The 18,691-nt window shown below is 38.4% G+C and carries 17 protein-coding genes; 10 read left to right on the top strand and 7 right to left on the bottom strand.

Annotation, left to right across the window (positions count from 1 at the left end):
• The first annotated feature begins 211 nt into the window (after positions 1 to 211).
• Positions 212 to 1,213, top strand: coding sequence for a glycosyltransferase family 4 protein (locus tag ACLIBH_RS00295; RefSeq protein ID WP_439314677.1), 1,002 nt, complete (start codon positions 212 to 214; stop codon positions 1,211 to 1,213).
• A gap of 4 nt (positions 1,214 to 1,217) precedes the next feature.
• Positions 1,218 to 2,267: a selenide, water dikinase SelD gene (gene selD, locus ACLIBH_RS00300; protein WP_439314678.1), complete on the top strand. Its 1,050-nt coding sequence runs from the start codon at positions 1,218 to 1,220 to the stop codon at positions 2,265 to 2,267.
• A gap of 222 nt (positions 2,268 to 2,489) precedes the next feature.
• On the opposite strand, the gene ACLIBH_RS00305 is transcribed toward selD, so the two are convergent.
• From ACLIBH_RS00305 to ACLIBH_RS00315, 3 genes are all read right to left on the bottom strand, one after another.
• The gene (locus ACLIBH_RS00305; protein ID WP_439314679.1) at positions 2,490 to 3,224 is read right to left on the bottom strand and encodes an SDR family NAD(P)-dependent oxidoreductase; all 735 of its coding nucleotides are present in this window, start codon (positions 3,222 to 3,224) and stop codon (positions 2,490 to 2,492) included.
• A 382-nt stretch (positions 3,225 to 3,606) separates the two neighbouring features.
• Positions 3,607 to 5,211: an ABC transporter permease gene (locus tag ACLIBH_RS00310; RefSeq protein ID WP_439314680.1), complete on the bottom strand. Its 1,605-nt coding sequence runs from the start codon at positions 5,209 to 5,211 to the stop codon at positions 3,607 to 3,609.
• Positions 5,211 to 6,125, bottom strand: a complete 915-nt coding sequence (locus ACLIBH_RS00315; RefSeq protein ID WP_439314681.1) for an ABC transporter ATP-binding protein — start codon at positions 6,123 to 6,125, stop codon at positions 5,211 to 5,213. Before ACLIBH_RS00315 ends, ACLIBH_RS00310 begins: the two co-directional genes overlap by 1 nt.
• 402 nt (positions 6,126 to 6,527) lie before the next feature.
• On the opposite strand from ACLIBH_RS00315, the gene ACLIBH_RS00320 reads away from it, so the two are divergent.
• From ACLIBH_RS00320 to ACLIBH_RS00330, 3 genes are all read left to right on the top strand, one after another.
• Positions 6,528 to 7,157 carry a TetR/AcrR family transcriptional regulator gene (locus tag ACLIBH_RS00320; protein WP_439314682.1) on the top strand — a complete coding sequence of 210 codons (630 nt, stop codon included), beginning with the start codon at positions 6,528 to 6,530 and terminating at the stop codon, positions 7,155 to 7,157.
• Positions 7,158 to 7,451: 294 nt separating this feature from the next.
• Positions 7,452 to 7,949 (top strand): sigma-70 family RNA polymerase sigma factor, encoded by a 498-nt coding sequence (locus ACLIBH_RS00325; RefSeq protein ID WP_439314683.1) that lies wholly within the window; start codon positions 7,452 to 7,454, stop codon positions 7,947 to 7,949.
• Positions 7,946 to 9,088 (top strand): anti-sigma factor, encoded by a 1,143-nt coding sequence (locus ACLIBH_RS00330; protein ID WP_439314684.1) that lies wholly within the window; start codon positions 7,946 to 7,948, stop codon positions 9,086 to 9,088. The genes ACLIBH_RS00325 and ACLIBH_RS00330 overlap by 4 nt, the downstream gene beginning before the upstream one ends.
• 69 nt (positions 9,089 to 9,157) lie before the next feature.
• Here the strand turns inward: ACLIBH_RS00330 and ACLIBH_RS00335 are convergent, their stop codons facing one another.
• The 3 genes from ACLIBH_RS00335 to ACLIBH_RS00345 are packed head-to-tail and all read right to left on the bottom strand — an operon-like array spanning position 9,158 to position 12,096.
• Positions 9,158 to 9,370 (bottom strand): twin-arginine translocase TatA/TatE family subunit, encoded by a 213-nt coding sequence (locus ACLIBH_RS00335; RefSeq protein WP_439314685.1) that lies wholly within the window; start codon positions 9,368 to 9,370, stop codon positions 9,158 to 9,160.
• A gap of 41 nt (positions 9,371 to 9,411) precedes the next feature.
• Positions 9,412 to 11,163: a GMC family oxidoreductase gene (locus ACLIBH_RS00340; RefSeq protein ID WP_439314686.1), complete on the bottom strand. Its 1,752-nt coding sequence runs from the start codon at positions 11,161 to 11,163 to the stop codon at positions 9,412 to 9,414.
• A 24-nt stretch (positions 11,164 to 11,187) separates the two neighbouring features.
• The gene (locus ACLIBH_RS00345) at positions 11,188 to 12,096 is read right to left on the bottom strand and encodes a gluconate 2-dehydrogenase subunit 3 family protein (protein WP_439314687.1); all 909 of its coding nucleotides are present in this window, start codon (positions 12,094 to 12,096) and stop codon (positions 11,188 to 11,190) included.
• Between the two features lie 585 nt (positions 12,097 to 12,681).
• On the opposite strand from ACLIBH_RS00345, the gene ACLIBH_RS00350 reads away from it, so the two are divergent.
• The 5 genes from ACLIBH_RS00350 to wrbA all read left to right on the top strand — a co-directional run bounded on the left by ACLIBH_RS00350 (position 12,682) and on the right by wrbA (position 16,994).
• A complete protein-coding gene (locus tag ACLIBH_RS00350; RefSeq protein WP_439314688.1) occupies positions 12,682 to 13,230 on the top strand; it encodes a LemA family protein in 549 nt (182 codons plus the stop codon).
• A 15-nt stretch (positions 13,231 to 13,245) separates the two neighbouring features.
• Positions 13,246 to 14,136 carry a zinc metalloprotease HtpX gene (gene htpX / locus ACLIBH_RS00355; RefSeq protein WP_439314689.1) on the top strand — a complete coding sequence of 297 codons (891 nt, stop codon included), beginning with the start codon at positions 13,246 to 13,248 and terminating at the stop codon, positions 14,134 to 14,136.
• A 159-nt stretch (positions 14,137 to 14,295) separates the two neighbouring features.
• Positions 14,296 to 15,204, top strand: coding sequence for a homoserine O-acetyltransferase MetA (gene metA, locus ACLIBH_RS00360; RefSeq protein ID WP_439314690.1), 909 nt, complete (start codon positions 14,296 to 14,298; stop codon positions 15,202 to 15,204).
• Between the two features lie 168 nt (positions 15,205 to 15,372).
• Positions 15,373 to 15,834, top strand: coding sequence for a MarR family winged helix-turn-helix transcriptional regulator (locus ACLIBH_RS00365; protein WP_439314691.1), 462 nt, complete (start codon positions 15,373 to 15,375; stop codon positions 15,832 to 15,834).
• 551 nt (positions 15,835 to 16,385) lie between these two features.
• Positions 16,386 to 16,994: an NAD(P)H:quinone oxidoreductase gene (gene wrbA, locus ACLIBH_RS00370; RefSeq protein ID WP_439314692.1), complete on the top strand. Its 609-nt coding sequence runs from the start codon at positions 16,386 to 16,388 to the stop codon at positions 16,992 to 16,994.
• A gap of 158 nt (positions 16,995 to 17,152) precedes the next feature.
• Here wrbA and ACLIBH_RS00375 read toward each other — a convergent pair whose 3' ends face one another.
• Positions 17,153 to 18,295, bottom strand: coding sequence for an MFS transporter (locus ACLIBH_RS00375; RefSeq protein ID WP_439314693.1), 1,143 nt, complete (start codon positions 18,293 to 18,295; stop codon positions 17,153 to 17,155).
• Positions 18,296 to 18,691 lie beyond the last annotated feature (396 nt).

Raw genomic sequence — 18,691 nt, forward strand, 5'->3', positions numbered from 1 at the left:
ATGTCAATGCATATTGCTGATGAAGTTTGTGCAAAGCCTATATACCAACCAAATAAGGCAATTTACAATAGCTCGTTTTTATGTTCTCCCGAAAATATGCTACTCATACATTTAAAAGTGCTCGTATTACCGAAACGATTCTTTAAGCGGAATGAACATTGAAAACATGCTACAATAGGCATTAGAATACTTTTGAAAGGGGGGCAAGGTAGTGAATGTGAAATTGATCGTCCCTTTTTTCGATCAGCAGCGAGGAAATACGATAACGGTGAAACGAATTAACAACGGTTTGTCTGCTAGGGGGCTACAAACGGAAGTAATTAATGCTACAGCTGAAGTAAGCGCTCATGTATCATTAACTGCTGATATTTATCATGGTTTCCATGCGTATCAGTTTTACAACTTTATGAATAAAGTAAATGATTCCGTTCAGCCATATGTACTAACGATGACAGGAACCGATTTAAATAAGGATCTATTTAATGAAGCGAAGCGAGCGCAAGTTATTGAAACGTTACAAGGGGCAGAGGCGATTCATGTATTTGAAGAACAGGGAATGAAGACAGTAGCACGAGAGGTTCCTGGGGTTTCCGGTAAGCTATACGTCATTCCGCAAAGTATATCCCCCTTTCCACAAACTAATTCTTTACATATAAAGGAAAAAGGTACATTTTTATTTATTTTACCTGCTGGTTTGCGTAAAATTAAAAACATACCAAATGCCATTTTTACGTTGGAAAAGCTAAAGGAGGAATACCCGCATATACGGCTGTGGATCGTAGGACCTGTCATTGAAGCAGATGAAGGGGAATACGTAAAAAAACTTGTCCGTGATCGGGAAAACTGGGTGGACTATATAGGACAGTTGCCTCATGAACAAATGGGCGCTCTTTTAAAAGAAGCGGACGTTGTTTTAAATACATCCATTTCAGAAGGACAGCCATCTGCAATATTAGAGGCGATGGCTTTAGGAATTCCGCCAATTGTATCATCTAATCATGGCAATAAAAGTATTGTATCGCATAATGAAACAGGGTTTATTTATCGTAATGAATCGGAATTCATTGACTCTGTTCAGAAATTAATAGATCGCCCACAATTAAGGGAACAAATCGGTGAGAGTGCTAGAGTATATGTAAATAGACATCATGCATTACATAACGAAATAGAAGCTTTGGTTAAGATTTATAAACACGTATTAAATAGGAGATGATTTAATGACTTATCAAGAAAAGATAAAATTAACTTCACTATCAAGTAAGGGTGGCTGTGGCTGTAAAATAAATCCATTGGACCTATCCGAGGTTTTAAGTCAGTTGCCGCAAACGAAAAAGAATCCGAATTTGCTTGTTGGCTTGGACACTTCAGATGACGCAGGGGTTTATCAGTTAAACGAGGAATTAGCACTTGTACAAACGTTGGACTTTTTCACACCGATTGTCGATGATCCGTATATGTTTGGTCAAATTGCTGCTGCCAACGCACTAAGTGATGTATATGCAATGGGCGGCAAGCCATTGACAGTAATGAATATTGTCGGCTTTCCGATCGATACGTTAGATAAACAGATTTTGACGGATATACTAACAGGCGCATCGCATAAAGTTACAGAGGCAGGCGCGACCCTTGTTGGTGGACATTCGATTGATGACAAAGAGCCTAAATTTGGGTTATCGGTTACTGGTATTGTACATCCGGAAAAGGTTAAAACGAACAATGGAGCACAACCTGGAGATAAGCTTATTTTAACGAAGCCTATTGGTGTAGGAATATTAACGACATCGATAAAAAGAGATATGCTAGATGCGACAGAGCTAGATCGACTCATGCAATTGATGGCTGCTTTAAATAAAACAGCAGCTGAAACAATCCAATCGTATACCGTTCATGCATGTACCGATGTTACGGGCTTTAGCTTGCTCGGTCATGCTTCAGAAATGGCGAAAGGAAGTAATGTAGGAATTACGATCGAAAAAGAGCGCGTTCCTGTTCTGGAGCGCGTTCGAGAACTAGCGGAGCAAGGAATTGTACCTGGAGGCGCTAAGAAAAACCATCAGTGGCTCCAAGATAAAGTGGTTTATGACGCGGCGGTAGATGAAGTAGATCAACTAATTTTAAGTGATCCGGTAACATCAGGTGGACTTCTAATCGCAGTTGCGGCAGATGAAGCGGAAGAGTTAGAGAAGGAACTGCTCAGTAAGGACGTCCAGGCGTCAGTAATTGGGACGGTTACAGAACAGGACACTGGTAAAATACATGTGAAATAAGCATCTTTCGTCAGGTGATCTTTAAATTTTAAAGAAACGAACTGAAAATAAAAATGTTTCCGATTATGGAGCACTTATAATCGGAAACATTTTTTTGTAATTTCAGTTTTTCGGATGGTACGTTTCTATTTATACGATAAAGGTAAATCTATCATTTAAAATTCGTACGTCTACTTGTACATTATTTGCACATTCGATAGCTTTGTATCCTTGATGCTAAAGTTACAATGCCGAATACCCACCATCAATTGCCAGTTCTGCCCCTGTAATATAAGCAGCATCATCACTTGCTAAAAATAGAATGGCATTTGCTACATCTTCTGGCTTACCTAGTCTGCCTAAAGGTGTCAATGCATTAATTCGATTCAGAGCGTCTTTACTCGAATCTAGATTTTTAGTCATTGGTGTTTCAATTACTCCTGGGAATACAGCATTAACGCGTATACCATTTCTTCCGTATTGTGTGGCTGCTGCTTTTGAAATGGCTCGGACGGAACCTTTGGATGCCGAGTAAGAGTTAAGCCCCATTCCTACTTGAGCGGTAACTGAAGATAAGTTTACAATTGAACCGCTATTGTTTTTCGCCATTGCAGGAGCAACATATTTAATGCCCATCATAGCTCCAAAGCCATTGATTTTGGATAGGAATTCCCAATCCTTATAATTAATCTGATCGATTGTTTTTTCGGAAGTCACACCGGCATTATTAATCAGAATATCTATCTTACCAAACTGACTTTCAACATTTTCAACGAGTGCTTGCCAGTCTTCTTCGCTAGATACATCTAGCTTCATTCCATGAATGTTTTCATGTTCACTAATTTTATCCAATGCTTCTTGATTAATATCGGCAGCAATAACAGTTGCACCTTCATTTCTAAATAACGTTGCCATACTTGCGCCAATCCCTGAAGCACCACCGGTTATAATTGCTACTTTTTCATTTAAACGTCCCAATCGAATTACCTCCTAATAAAGTTAGAGATTTAAATAGATAAATACAACAATGAATCTGTCTGAACAGATGCAAATTCCTTATAGTATGCACAACTAGGGAGATATTATCTACACTTCTATTGTAAATGATTAAAAACAAAAAGAAAAAACATTGAGCTTGTGATTCAATGTAAAATAGTGTCTTTTTAGTATTGGATAAGAAATATACATAGTGTTTTATTGGTAATAATGCAATCGTTTCAAGGAGAAGAATCGGAAGAAAAAGGCAAGCTGTGTACTGACGAATGATAGATCATTCTATACATATATTTTGTTTATGAATAAAAGTGTAACTTTGTACAAACAGATGGGAAGTCCCCATAAACGAGTATCCTTTAGTTAACTATCCTTTTATATCTCGTCTATTAAAGCAAATGAAACCGATCGAGATAAGGATAGCTGCACAAATTGTTAATAAACTAGTAGGAAGCCAATTCATTTCATCGACTGGCGATTGTGGTACATGACCGAATGGCGACAATTGCCGCATCCATTGAGGGACATCTAATAAATCACCTAAATAGACAACGAAGAACGAAAAACCTAGGTAAAGCCACACAAGACTAGTAAATCGAGAGTAAAGCCCAATAATAGTCAGCGCAATCCCAACCATTACCCAAATAGCTGGTAAATAGATAATGGATGCTTTATATACGTTTCCAAAAGCAAGTGGATCGTTCAATACAACGTTACTGGCAGTCCATAGACCAATAGCAGTAAATGATAACATTATAAAGGAAGTGATTAGTGTAATTATTAAGTAACTCGCGACCACTTTGGAGCGAGAAATAGGGAGACTTAGAATAAACTCCAAACGATTTTTATTTTCCTCTCCTTTAACCATTGTTATTGTCATAAGTGCAGGAATTGTGCTGATTATAGCCATGATAGTCATTAATAAAGCAATAAATTGTTCTGTTATTGAAAAGCCGTCTAAAGGCTTAAATAACTTCTGCATCATTTCAATATCTTTTATAAAGGATTCTAAATCACCTAATATCGAACCATACGTTACGCCGAGTAAAAACATAGCTACTGCCCAGGAAATTAGTGCAGTTCGTTGCAATCGAAAGGCTAAACCGATAGGACCTTGTAAAAAAAAGGTTGCATTTTTTCTCCCAGCCCTTGAGGGTAACAAACCAGCTCCTAAATCGCGGCTTGCATTTAAATAAAAGGCTAGCACGATGAATACAATTGCCCCACCACTCGCTGTTAGTGTTGGCCACCAATAGTTGTTTACAAATACTTCCGAACGAATTACCCAACCCAAAGGGGAAAACAAAGAAAGTGTTTCGTTGCTAGTATCACCAATTAAACGAATAATGTAAGAAATACCGAGTACTGCAAAAGAGAGTCCAATTGTTCCGCGACCATTTGCAGATACCTGAGCAAAAACAGCAGTTATTGCTGCAAAGAAAACTCCCGTAGCTGCAAGAGCGCTACCATATAATAAAGATCCTAATAAATCGATACTATCAATTTGTAAGCAATACAACCCGAAACCTACTGAAAACGTTAAGACGATATTAACTGCGAGGATAACGGTAAATGTAGCGCCTAAATTGGCTAATCGTCCTGTAGGAAGAGAACGAACAAGTTCAATTCTTCCATCTTCTTCTTCGGTTCGTGTATGCCGTGTGACAAAAAATATATTCATAATTGCTACGACAATAGCTGTAAAAAGCAACATTTGGTGTGCGAGCATTGCTCCAAATGTATATGTATCCATACCATAATTTTTGCCAATCATAGCAATCAGAGCGGGATTTTGCATTGTTTCTGCAATCGCTTGCCTATCTGCTTCCGTTGGATATAATTGTAAAAATGAATGGGCAACAACTAAAGTTATGCTCGTTAATGACAGTATCCAGATTGGGATTCGAAGTCGATTCTGTCGTAATAAAAAGCGAAAAATCAATCCCGTGTTCATAAATAATGTTTTATGCATTAGGAAGCACCTCCACTGCATATATTTTTTTCGCTCGTTCCTTGGTAATGCCGCATAAATAAGTCTTCAAGCGTAGGAGGGGTACTTTCTAACTTTAAAATTTTATAGTTGCTTACATACTTTATAACTGCATCCAATTTTTCGGTATCAACTTGAAGGGAAAGCTTTTTCCCATTTTGAGTAATGTCGTGCACACCATTTAGCTTATTTAGCGACACAATTGGTTCCGACGTTTCAATATGTAGATGTGTTCGTGTTAAATGCCGCATTTCACTTAAAGAGCCAGCTTCGATAATTTCACCTTCGCGAATAATCCCAACTGTATCACATAGCTTTTCTACCTCGGATAATATATGGCTTGAGAGCAATACACTTTTTCCCGCTTGTTTCGCTTCTAAGACGTACGATTGAAATACACGCTCCATTAGCGGATCTAGTCCAGAGGTTGGTTCATCTAATATATATAAATCAGCATTGGAAGAAAAAGCAGCAACAAGTGCAACCTTTTGTCGATTCCCCTTTGAATAAGTACGGCATTTCTTTGATGGGTCTAAATCGAATCGTTCTATTAATTCGTTTCGTCTGCTTTTATGGTTTCCACCCCGAAATTTAAGAAATAAATCAATTACTTCTCCGCCAGTCAAATTTGGCCATAGGTTTACGTCTCCAGGTACGTAGGCAATCCGTTTGTGAATGTCCACAGATTTTCTCCACGTATCTTTACCGAATATTTCGGCTGTACCTTCCGTAGCTTTTAGAATTCCGAGCAGGATTCGAATGGTTGTTGATTTTCCTGCGCCATTTGGTCCGATAAAGCCGTATACTTCCCCTTCGTTAACAGATATATTTACTTGATTTAATGCAGTGAAATTTCCAAATCTTTTCGATAACTTATTTGTTCTTAATATGTTCATGTTTTAACCTCCTTCGTTTACTAAGTTTAGGTGCTTTAATGCTACCTATTGTTTATTTCTATTATTCCGGTTGCCATAGCTTTGCACTGTGCAGGCGGTCGGTTTCAGCGGCCATGACATGAGTCTTCTCGCTCGCAAAATGCGCTCGCTCTGGTGTCTCATGTCATGTTTTTCGTCGGAGTCGCCGTTATTCGTTTCAAGCACTTGGTTCCTTGATATTGATAGTTGAAGAACTATGTATTGATTGCCATATTACCGCAGGTCTTTTGCAAAAAAATAATGAACTATTTTTTGTTTGTTCGTTCATAGTATCGGAGTAAAAATTTAAAGTCAATTATTTTTGAACTACTAAAGTTGTTATCGTTCAAAAATATAATTACACTAAATAAAGAGGTGAAGAAAATGAATGGATTTCAAAGACGTAGCGAAATGAAAAAAAATAATATCGTGCAAGCGGCATTGCGTTTATTTACAAAAAGTGGTGTGCAAAGCGTTTCTGTTGCAAAGATTGCGAGCGAAGCGAACGTTTCTCAAGTGACAATATATAATTACTTTACTACTAAGGAAAATTTAGTTCAGGAAGTAATCGAAAGCTATATCGATCAAGAGTGGAAAGCGTATGAGCAGCTTTTAAATAGCGATCTGCCTTTTCCGGATAAAATCAAACAAATTATATTTGAAAAGAAGGAAGCAACTGCGCATATGCATGAAAACTTCTATCATTATTTTATGGAAGAGTATTCCGAAAAAGGAAGCTACGTGGATATGTTTTATAAAGAAAAAGCAATCCCAGGCTTTATTACGCTTTTTGATGAAGGGAAAAAAGAAGGGTATATTGACCCAACCATATCCAATGAATCGATTTTATTTTATGTAGGCATGTTAAAAGATTACATGCAGCAAAAAGAAGTAAACGAAAAAGTATTACCCTTGACAGAGGAAATAACGAAGCTGTTTTTCTATGGGATTGTTGGAAAGGAAAAGGGCGAATTGCGTACTGTGGACAAAGTAATGAAGGATGACCTCGAGTAAATACGATTACGAAGAAAAAGGGCGTAACCTTTTAGGTTCTCATCCGTTATATATACAGAAGACCTGCACTTATTAGTTACTTGGAACGAAAGGCGGCGACTCCACCGGGGAAAGCATGTGTCTTGAGACCCCACAGGAAGTGATTTCTTCCGAGGAGGCTCAAGCGATGCCCGCGGAAAGCGTCCGCCAGTAGTGCAAAGTAACGGGTATAACATACCCGATTATTGATATAGAAACAGTTAGAAACAATAGGCGGAAAAGAAAGCCTAAACATACTATACGAGGGGGGAGCAGGTGAAAAATTCAATTGAGTCCATTTATCTTTATTATTTTTTTGATATTTATCGCTTCCTTCTCTCGTTATGTCATAATCACCATACTGCTGAAGACCTGGTTCAGGAAACATTTTTACGGGCTTATTTGTATGTTGAGGCAAATAATGATGAAAGCATTAAAGCGTGGTTATTCACGGTAGCCTATCGAGCGTTTATTGACCACTATCGTAGACAAGAGCGAATTGAATTAAAAGGAGAAGGTTTTCTTCGAAGTTTTTTTGATAAAAGGAAAACTCCAGAAGAAGCAGTGGTATTGGATGATGAAATACAGATCGTTATAAATGAGCTGGAAGGCTTAACAGAAAAACAGAAACTAGCCATCTTGCTTCATGATTTTCATCAATTATCGTATAAGGAGGCGGCGACTGTTATGGAAGTCTCTTTAGCAAGCTTTAAAGTCAGTTTATTTCGTGGTCGTCAAGTGATTCGCCGACAGAAAGGAGTGGAAAGCAATTGAGTGGTTTGTTTAAGGATCGGTTGGAGAAATATGAAAAAGGACAGCTAGAAGGTGAAGAGCTGGCTGCATTTGAAAAAGAATTGGAAAAGATGGAACACTATCAAAATTATTTGGAAGCCAATCATTCGAATGAGCATTCTTCTGTGGCGAGTAAAGAGAAAACAAAAAGGATATTAAGGTGGAGTAAATGGAAAGCTCGATTTCAAACGGCTTTTACTGCTTTGGGAATTATTCTACTCTTTCTTATTGTTACCACAGTTTTATCAGGTGTTTACTACACTTGGGGCAAGCCAGATCGTATCGAAGTTTTCCGGAATGTTATTGATCATACAATGACGGTTACCGAACCATATGGCCATTTAGGCGGAACAAGCTCTAGTGTCGATTTTTTCTTTCGTATGCATGCAACGAGAGACATTCGAAAAAAGGTCGGCGGGGAAAGTATGAAAGTTGGAGAGCTACATATCCCGTTTTTATTCTCTCACATGGGTGTCCCGGAGCGAACTGTGTATGGGATGGAATCTTTAGAAGAGCCGGTGTTCATTTATCCTGATGCAAAAGAACGTTCGATGTCAGAGTGGGATCGGTTGCATCATCTTCCAGAGGGCACGGTTGTAACCGCATATGTGTCTTTTAATGAAACAGTTGAGACCTCCGTAGTGTTGGATAATTTTTCAAGTGAAGATTATGAGCTTTCGTGGCTCGCTGTCGATACAGGGGTAGAAGGAAGAGATGAAGATTATAGTGGAATTGTATTTGATCCGTTTGGATTTCCTCCTTTTCCCATTTGGCATGAGGAAGATTTTATCCAAGAATCGTACGAAGAAGAAGGTTCTTTTTTCAATAAAAGTGTTTCCGAAAGTTATGTTACACCACATTATGAAGAAGGGGATACTGAAATCCTCCAAGAACAATTTTTAAAAACATTGCGCTTCTTAAAGCAACATGAAGGTATGGTACGCAAGTTGTACAATGGTATGCGGTTAGATTTAGAGGAGCGGATGAATTACGTGCAAGAAAATGGGTATAATCATTACGGAATTGTTATAACAGGGCCGACAAAGGAAATCGTAAAGCTGGAAGAGAATCCGTTAATTGATTCGATAAGAATCGATGTAGTCGGTTTTTGGAACTGGTAAGAAAAAGATTACGTTGATTGGCATGAAAACAAGCCTATAAGGTGCAGAGGCTTGTTTTCATGCCAATTATTATTTTTTCATTGGATGGTTTCCATTTGTATCTTGTTCTGTATCGTTCGAAGGGATTTGGTCACTCATTAAATCATTGGCTGAATTTTTGAATTCTCTCAACGTTTCCCCAGCTGCTTTTCCAATTTCAGGTAGTTTCCTCGGGCCGAAAATAATTAATGCCAATACAACAATAAGAATTAAACCGGGTACGCCGATATTAGCTAGTCCCATACTGTCACCTCACTTTTGTTGTAGATGGTTACATTTCAGCGCTATCCTGTTTTTCTTTTGTTCCCTTCTGCTTCTACTAATAAGCCACCGCCATTTTTTAAATACATTTCAATTCCTTCTGATGCACGGTAAGCTAATGCACCGATTGTTGCGGTTGGATGGTGACCGGCAAACTGTGGGAAGGCAGACCCTCCAACAACAAAGAGATTTTCCATATCCCAAAGCTGTAAATAATTATTTACTGCAGATGTCCCTGGATCAGCGCCCATAATAACTCCTCCTGCATAATGCCCACCTTGATATATATGATCGAACTCTTCAGGTACCTCATCTAAATCAATAATATCTGCACCCATTTCTTTCATAATTTCTTTACACTTTTCAACTCCAAATTTTGCTATGTTACGGTCTTGGTCTGTATATTTATTTGTTACTCGAAGGAGTGGATCATTAAAGTCGTCTTTATATGTTGGATCTAAACTCAAATAATTATGCCACCATGACATAATGGCGGGGGTATACCAAATTTGTAAGTAACGATTTGCATAAAATAAAGCGTTTTTCTTGAATTCTTTCCCCCATCGTGGTGTTCCTTTTGGCACATGGTTGCTTGCAATCGCGCCATCTCCGTATTGGCGAAGCTCTAAGCCGCCCCCATTAATAAAATTTAAATTTGTATGGTCAAAGTTATCGCCAGCGAAATCGCTCATTGTACCGCCAAGTGCACCAGCTCCCATGTACAGATTGAATTTTTTATCTTTAAAGAAGCCTTTTGCACCGAGGAATGTTATATTGAATTGCCCATTGAAGTTACGTCCGATAACTCCTGTCCTTGTTTTGGGATTATAAGGCTCACCAATATCAGATAACATTAATAACCGATTGTTTGTAAATGTAAAAGCACCTAAAGCAACAACATCAGCCGGTTGCTCAAATTCTTGTCCAGTTCTAGTGTCGACGTATAATACCCCAGTTGCTTTACCACCTTTATGCAAAATGCGCCGAGCGTAGCTTTCGTTTCTTAACTCAAAATTCCCGGTTTTTAAGGCAGTCGGAATTACAGTGACGAGAGAATCGGATTTTGCTCCAAAATCACAACCGTATTGGGTACAAAATGCACAATATTGACATTGGTTAATCGTTTCTCCATCTGGATTTTCATACGTTTCTGAAATATTTGCTGATGCAACTTGGTATGGATGATATCCTAGTTTCTTTGCTGCTTGTTTAAACAGTTTAATTGGTGGCGATTCTTTCATAGGTGGTGTAGGATAATCATTGGATCGAGGCGGCCCTAAAGGATCCTGTTCACCTGATATTCCAGCAGTCTTCTCCCATTGATCGTAGTACTTTTCCATTTCGTCATACGTAATTCCCCAATCTTGTATTGTCATCCCTTTTGGTATTTTTCCTATTCCATATCGTTCAATTGTTTTTGAGTAAATTTCAAAATCGTAAGGCAACCAACGGTAAGTTGCTCCTGCCCAGTGAACGCTACCGCCCCCTAGATCCGTTCCTGCCATCATTTCATCTCTTGTTCGAACGGGTAGTGCTACTTCATCAAGTGTATTACGAGATGTAATGGTTTCGTGTGATAAATCCTGCATCATATCAAATCGATTTGTAAAGCGTAACTCATCCTTTACCCCTGTATAATCTGCTGTTTCTCTTCGTTCTCCTCTTTCTAAAGCAACTACTTTTTTTCCAGCCTTTGCGAGTTCTGCTGCCATTATTCCACCAGCCCACCCTGTACCTACGATAACAACATCTACTTTATCCAATTTAACTACCATTTTAACGAACCCCTTTTACTAAAGTTAAGTTTGATAATCCCTCAAGCTTTTTGGTTCCATGACAATGAACTCTTCCTTTTCAATGTCATTTATATAAGCCATTCGAGGTCCAGGGTATTCCTTCATTTTCCATGCCATCATATTTTTATTTCCGCCATAAACTGGATCGGCATAAACCCCTTCAATTGTTGTTTGAAATAAAAGATTGAAATAGGTAACAGCCGCTACACCAGTCATTTCAACTTCCCCGTTTTCAAATGCTTTCATCACTTCAATTTGCTGATTTTCTTCGGCTTTCGTGAACTTCACATTGAATTTTTCTTCGCTTACTTCATTCATTCGTCTGAGCCCTTCTATAAACACTTCACCTCTATTCATTCTTGTCTGGTATCTTGGTGTAGGTGTAGGCGCCTTCGTTGATGTATTTGGTCCTGACTTATCCTGCTCGCTGTCTTTATGTTGATATTCGTAAGTTTGTTCATTTTGATGAAAAGGGTCACGCATATATTCCTTCGCGTTCGTCCCCCAAGAGCCAGCGAGTTGTTTGTCGATAAAGTATGGTACACCTAACTCAATTGCACCCGGACCATTCTCGTCCTCAGGGAATATACGCTCCGTGGCGAGTGATAATGTTTCAAAATCTTCCTTCCGGCTAAAAAACACACGTGCTTCCTGAAAATGCTGCTCTGGGGGTGCTTTCGTATCGGGGGTTTGTTTACTTTGAAATTGATTTGTTAAAAGCCCACCTAGTAACGATCCACCAACAACCCCACCAGCGAGTATTCCTGTATTTTTAATAAACCTTCTACGGCTAATCCCTTCTGATTGCATAGAATCTTCATCATTATGTACTTTCCCTTTGGAATTGTTCGTTTCTTCAGGCTTGTTTGAAGATGAACTCTTTCCGTTATTATCGTTTGTATGATCCGACATTATGAACTCCTTTCTTTTTTAAAAAAGTAGATTGTATAGTAAATATGTAAGAGTCAATGCGTATAAGTATTTTAAGTATGGGCGTTTTACTAGAAAGTATTCATAGTTTTTTCGCTGTATTGCAAAGATATCCCAATTATGCATAAGCTTTCCGAATGGTATAGCGTTTTTTAATGCTTCTTTAACATATAATTAAGAAATGTACGAGCGGGCACGGGGTACATAGTAATAGACGTATCTTTGAAATGTGGATAAATTTTGATTTGATATGGAAAAAAGGTGTTTAATCAGACAAAAGCTACTTTATGCACATTATCCACAAGTTCAAAATAGTTATTCACAAATTTATGCACAGGAAAAGAAGTGTTGTGTTCGGAATTAACAAAAGTTATTCACAACGGTGGGGATAAGTTGTGCATAAGTGCAAAAGATTTTTGAAAAATTCAACGAATAAGCTCGATAAATAAATAATAAATTTTGAGAAAATGTATATATTTCGTTTGACAAACCGTAGTTAGGAATCATATGTTGGCAAAATGAATATGTTATAATTACTATATAAAGTAAAGAAGGGCGTGGAGGAAAATGATAGCTGTAATAGTCGGGATTGTTTTTGTTGTTATAATTGGCATTTACTTAATTACGACGTATAATAGCTTAATTAAATATCGAAACTGGGTAAAGGAATCGTGGAGCCAGATTGATGTACAGTTAAAAAGGCGGCATGATCTTATCCCTAACTTGGTTAATACGGTAAAGGGTTATGCTACGCACGAAAAAGAAACACTAGAAAAAGTTGTACAAGCACGAAATCAGTTAATTAGTGGTTCTCCACAAGAAAGAATAGAGGCGGATAATCAAATTCAAGGTGCGTTGAAGTCAATTTTTGCATTATCGGAGTCGTATCCTGATTTGAAAGCAAATCAGAACTTTCTCAACTTACAGGAAGAGTTAACTTCCACGGAAAATAAAGTAGCGTATTCTCGTCAGCTCTACAATAAAACAGTTGCTGACTATAATATTAAAAGAGAGTCCTTCCCAACGAATATTATTGCCGGAATGTTTAATTTCAAAGAAGAGCAGCAATTAACAATTCCGGAAGCGGAACGAGAGGTTCCAACGGTCAGTTTTTAATGGAGGGCTATAAATATGCTCTATAAACAAATACAGCAAAACAAACAAAAAACAGTAGGTCTTGTTCTTTTGTTCACAGTACTTGTCTTGGCAGCAGGCTGGGCGATTGGTTTTTTGTTTAATAATGATATGTATTCTGGATTAATTATAACTGCGATTATAGTAGCTGTTTATATTCCGGTCACATATATGTCAGCTAGCAGTCAAGTATTAGGTATGTCCGGTGCAAAAGAAATAAAGCGCGAGGACAATCCACAACTGTTTGATATTGTAGAAGAATTGACAATTGCCGCTCGTTTGCCAATGCCTAAAATTTATATTATCCATGATGCGACACCGAATGCATTTGCAACAGGCATCAAGCCAGAAAAAGCATCCGTAGCGTTTACAACCGGGCTTTTGGATAAGCTAAATAGAGAAGAAATAACAGCTGTTGCCGCTCATGAGCTTGCTCATGTACGAAATTATGATATTCGTTTAATGACGGTCTGCATCGCACTTGTAGGAGTGATCATTCTTATTGCTGATATTGGTTCGCGAATGTTATTTTTTCGAGGCGGAAGTCGAGATGGAGGCCGAAAAACACATCCAGCCTTAATCGTTGTTGCCTTAGTACTAATTATCGTAGCGCCAATTGCGGCACAAATGGTTCGATTAGCCGTGTCAAGAAACCGGGAGTATTTAGCGGATGCTACAGCTGTTGAATTTACTAGAAATCCAGTTGGACTTATAAATGCACTACGAAAAATAAGCAACGATCCAGGTGATGTTAAACATGCTAAGGATGCAACAGCGTCAATGTATATTGCTTCACCATTTGGAAGAAAGCGTCGTAAAAATAAAGGCAGCCTATGGGCAACCCATCCACCTATAGAACGTAGGATCGAAGCTTTACAAAACATGTAATCGTATTATTTGCTCCCCGCTCTTTAAGAGCTAAGCATTCAAGTCTTGCATATGGCCGTATGCTTTTAACAGGTTGGGTAGCAGCTTATTGCATAACTTGTAGAAAATTGTATTCAATTATGAGAAAGCCATTATTATTTGCGTTAGGAGTGTTAGACGATGCCAATCAATGTAGCGAAAAAGCTGCCTGCAAGGGAGCTTCTCAAAAAAGAGAAAATTTTTGTGATGGATGAGGACCGTGCCCGCACACAAGACATCCGTCCGCTAAATATATTGATTTTAAACTTAATGCCTGAAAAGGAAAAAACAGAGCTGCAGTTATTGCGGTTGTTGGGCAATACACCGCTGCAAGTAAATATTACTTTTCTTCATACTGCAACACATGTTTCAAAGAACGTCAGTAAATCCCATTTAGATACTTTTTATTCTACGTTTGATGATGTAAAGGACTATCGATATGATGGCTTAATTATTACAGGAGCTCCAATAGAGCACTTCCCTTTTCAAGAAGTTACTTATTGGGAAGAATTAACAGAAATTATGGAATGGTCAAAAGAAAACGTTACTTCTGTTATGCATATATGCTGGGGAGCCCAGGCTGCATTATATTATCATTACGGCATAGATAAGCAGGAACTACCAAAGAAGTGCTCTGGTATTTTTGAGCATAAGGTACTAGATCCGACAGTTGAGATTGTACGTGGGTTTGATGAACAATTTAATGCTCCCCATTCCAGGTATACGGAAGTTTCGTTGGACGATATTAGGCATGACGAACGATTAGAGTTATTGGCAACATCTGAAGATGCTGGAGCATTTATGATTATGTCAAAAGACAAAAAGCATATTATGCTGACCGGTCACTTAGAATATGATGCAACAACGCTTGCTGATGAATATGAGCGAGATTTAGAAAAGGGACTAGACATACATATGCCGGAAAACTACTTTCCAGATGATGATATCACAAAGAAGCCATTAAATACGTGGCGCTCGCATACGCATTTACTATTTTCCAATTGGCTTAATTATTACGTCTATCAACAAACGCCGTACGAGTGGAAATAAAGAAATTGTCCTATTGAAAAGCCGCAGCTTTTATGTTGTGGTTTTTCTTATCGTTTTGGAAGGTGAAGAGAGCGAAATAATGGGAAGTTCAAATGATTGACTTTGCTCTCTTTGCTATCATATAATTACTTTGAATTCGAGATATATCAATTGTAAGGATGGATACTTTTGCAAAAAAATGATCAATCAAACGTTGAAGATAGAAAAGCTTCCTTAAAATTATTTGTTGTTTTACATCGAGCACTACAGTCGATTGAAAAGCAAGTTTTCCGTGACATAAAGAGTCATGGATTAAATCTGACTGAATTTGCAGTTTTAGAGCTGCTGTTTAATAAGGGCGATCAGCCGATCCAAATGATTGGAAAGAAGGTTCTTTTAGCGAGCAGCAGTATAACGTACGTAGTAGACAAACTAGAGGAAAAAGGATTATTAAAGCGCAAAGCGTGTCCAAAGGATCGCCGAGTGACATATGCCGTTTTAACGAATGATGGAAAAGATCTTATGAAGGATGTTTTTCCAAAACACGAGCAAGCGTTGACTGAAATATTAGGTGGACTTAGTGTAATCGAAAAACAGAGAATGATTGAACAGCTTAAAATCTTAGGTTTACATGCGGAACACTATAGTTAAAAAGAGTATGTTTTGTAGAGTTGACGCATGAAAGTCATATCAAATGTACTGTTATGTTTTATTTTTTTGCTAATTAGTTCGGATTCGTAACATATGAATTTAATGTAAATTTCAAGGGGGTGGTACGCAAAATACGTCTTTTATATGGATAGTAAAACTATAATTTAGACAAACTATTTACAAAACGTACACTGGGAAACAGTCTTTTTTAATATGGTTATGACCGCAAGGAGAAGAAGAATTGTCCCAAATTGATCCTAAGACCATCAACTAGGAACAACATCACGGAGCGTGTTCAAGTGATTGTATGTGATACAGGTCATTCATTTACAAATCAGAGCACAGACTGAGTTATCCAGCGGGAACATCACGAGTCTTGAGGCTCATAGTGAGCGCTCTTTGCGAGCGAGGAGGCTTAAGCCGTTCCAGCGGAAAGCGTCCGCCTGCAGCGTAAGATAATTCAGTTATAAAGACGGTATAACTCAAAAAAATGAATCAGAATAAGTAGGCTAAGATTAATGCCTAAATATACTATACGAGGAGAATGATTAATGGTTAAAGTAGCAATCATCTACTATAGTTCTACAGGAACAAATTACAAAATGGCGAATTGGGCAAAAGAAGCTGCAGAGTCAACGGGGGCAGAAGCAAAAGTAATTAAAGTACCTGAGTTGGCTCCAAAGGAAGCAATTGAATCCAATCCGGCTTGGCAAGCGCACGTGGAAGCAACAACCGATGTACCGGAAGCAACTTCGTCAGATATAGAATGGGCGGATGCAATCATATTTAGCGTACCTACACGTTTCGGTAATATGGCTTCCCAAATGAAGCAATTTCTCGATACCCAAGGAGGCTTATGGGGGACTGGCAAGACAGTGAATAAGGTAGTTACGGCAATGACGTCAGCCGGTAACTCACATGGAGGTCAAGAAGCGACAATATTGTCCTTATACACATCAATGTATCATTGGGGAGCTATTGTCGTAACACCAGGGTATACAGATGATTCTATCTTTCTAGCTGGTGGAAATCCTTACGGAACATCTGTAACGGTTGATAATGATGGGAAAATGGCAGAAGACGTAGAGGGTGCCGTACGACATCAGGCAAAACGCGTAGTTGATGTTGCTAAAATGGTAAAGAACGGCAGTAAACAGTAAAGGAATAATATTAAACTGAAACGGAACTAAGTTCGATCTCGAACTTAGTTCCGTTAACTTTTACTGTGGCCTCGCGTTGCATGAGGAGACTTACCACTTGCTCGCGGAAAGCGAGTGTTCTTCATGAACGGTAATGTTGGGAAAATGCCCCTTATCCATTATTTTCCGAAGACCCTTTTTTGTTTTATTGAGCCAATAAAAGCAGTAATAATTATCATAAGTAATGCACTGATTAAGAAAGGGCGACCAATTAATTGGGCGACAAGACCAGAAATGAACGAGCCGGCTACAACACCTAATGAAAAAAACGCGTAAAATATCCCATATGCTTTTCCTCTGTCAACCTTAGTAGATGCATCCGCTACAATTCGATTCATAGACGGGAAAACGAGCGCAAATCCAAAGCCATATACAACCATTGCGAGTAAATTACTCGTAAAATTTACAAACACACTTAATATTAATAACGCTATGCCAATAAGTAAAATACCAATAATGACAAGCAGAACTGGAGAAAAACGATCGTATATCCGGTTCAGTGGTGACAAAAATACGATGAGCGCAACGATACCAAAGACACTTAGCAAAATGCCGGTTGTTTCGGATGTTAGGCTCATCTCGCTCACATTTAAAGGTAAGGCAAAAGCTAAGGTGCCATTACTAACCATCAATGCAAAAGCAGCTAAAGAAGCCTGCAAAATAAGCGGATGCTTTAACAGTGGGACAAATTCTGTAAAGGTGAATTTCCCTCTATCTGTAGAGTAAAAAGACTCTTTAATAAATTTAAGCATAATTACAGCAGTAATCAAAAATAATATAGCTACAAGAATAAAGACAACTGTAATGGAGGAGCGTGCAGCCATAATACCTCCAATAGCAGGACCAATAATCGCAGCAATACCAATACATGCACCTGTTAACGCCATCGTTTTTCCTCTTGTTGCTTCAGAAGTACGATCCCCAATAAATGCAAAGGCAGCTGGAATTAGAACTCCCCCAGCAAGACCGTGTACCATTCTTACTACAAAAAGCTGTTCTCCCGTTTGAGCTAAAGGATACAGCAACAGTATGAACCCTACAAGGAGCATGCCATTAAAGAGCATTTTTTTACGTCCGAACCGATCGATCCAATGGCCACCCAAAATATTCCCTACAATATTTGTAAACGAATAGACGGCAACAATTGCACCAGCCAACGTGTATGAGGCCCCAAGCTCTAGCGCATAAGGTGTAATTATTGGTAATTGAATAAATGTATCTAAAAAAGCAACTATTATAATAAAATACAACATTTTCGTCATCGCTTTTCCTCTCTTTCATCTTAACATTATACATAACTTTTGCTGAAAAAGGATAAAGGATGATTAATAGTGATTGAGTCACGTATTTGTGGGTGTTATTTTAAGAAGTTAAAAAACCTCTCTTCGTATTCGTTAATTTTAGTATTGATTCCTACCGACCGCAGTAGATATACACTACGCTTTCCGCGGGCAAATGGTGAGCCACCGCTTGCCATGCACTGAGGAGTCTTACCGATCTCTTTCTCCTCGCTGGAGTCTCGCATCTTCCTAATTTTCCACACAAAAATCCTATTAAAATATGGACTGTATGTGACCTTTTAAAAAGAATAATTACGGAATCGATTCGATAGTTAATTGGTATGATTGTATGTCAGAATGGTATCGGTTAAAACATGA

The sequence above is a fragment of the Virgibacillus sp. W0430 genome, assembly GCF_051846935.1.
In the GTDB taxonomy this organism is placed as follows: domain Bacteria; phylum Bacillota; class Bacilli; order Bacillales; family Amphibacillaceae; genus JBPYCR01.

Coding starts and splice junctions, on each gene's coding strand:
- selD (WP_439314678.1), top strand. CDS start 1,218: ATGACTTATCAAGAAAAGATAAAATTAACTTCACTATCAAGTAAGGGT.
- ACLIBH_RS00310 (WP_439314680.1), bottom strand. CDS start 5,211: ATGCATAAAACATTATTTATGAACACGGGATTGATTTTTCGCTTTTTA.
- ACLIBH_RS00315 (WP_439314681.1), bottom strand. CDS start 6,125: ATGAACATATTAAGAACAAATAAGTTATCGAAAAGATTTGGAAATTTC.
- ACLIBH_RS00320 (WP_439314682.1), top strand. CDS start 6,528: ATGAATGGATTTCAAAGACGTAGCGAAATGAAAAAAAATAATATCGTG.
- ACLIBH_RS00335 (WP_439314685.1), bottom strand. CDS start 9,370: ATGGGACTAGCTAATATCGGCGTACCCGGTTTAATTCTTATTGTTGTA.
- ACLIBH_RS00340 (WP_439314686.1), bottom strand. CDS start 11,163: ATGGTAGTTAAATTGGATAAAGTAGATGTTGTTATCGTAGGTACAGGG.
- ACLIBH_RS00345 (WP_439314687.1), bottom strand. CDS start 12,096: ATGTCGGATCATACAAACGATAATAACGGAAAGAGTTCATCTTCAAAC.
- ACLIBH_RS00350 (WP_439314688.1), top strand. CDS start 12,682: ATGATAGCTGTAATAGTCGGGATTGTTTTTGTTGTTATAATTGGCATT.
- htpX (WP_439314689.1), top strand. CDS start 13,246: ATGCTCTATAAACAAATACAGCAAAACAAACAAAAAACAGTAGGTCTT.
- metA (WP_439314690.1), top strand. CDS start 14,296: ATGCCAATCAATGTAGCGAAAAAGCTGCCTGCAAGGGAGCTTCTCAAA.
- wrbA (WP_439314692.1), top strand. CDS start 16,386: ATGGTTAAAGTAGCAATCATCTACTATAGTTCTACAGGAACAAATTAC.
- ACLIBH_RS00375 (WP_439314693.1), bottom strand. CDS start 18,295: ATGACGAAAATGTTGTATTTTATTATAATAGTTGCTTTTTTAGATACA.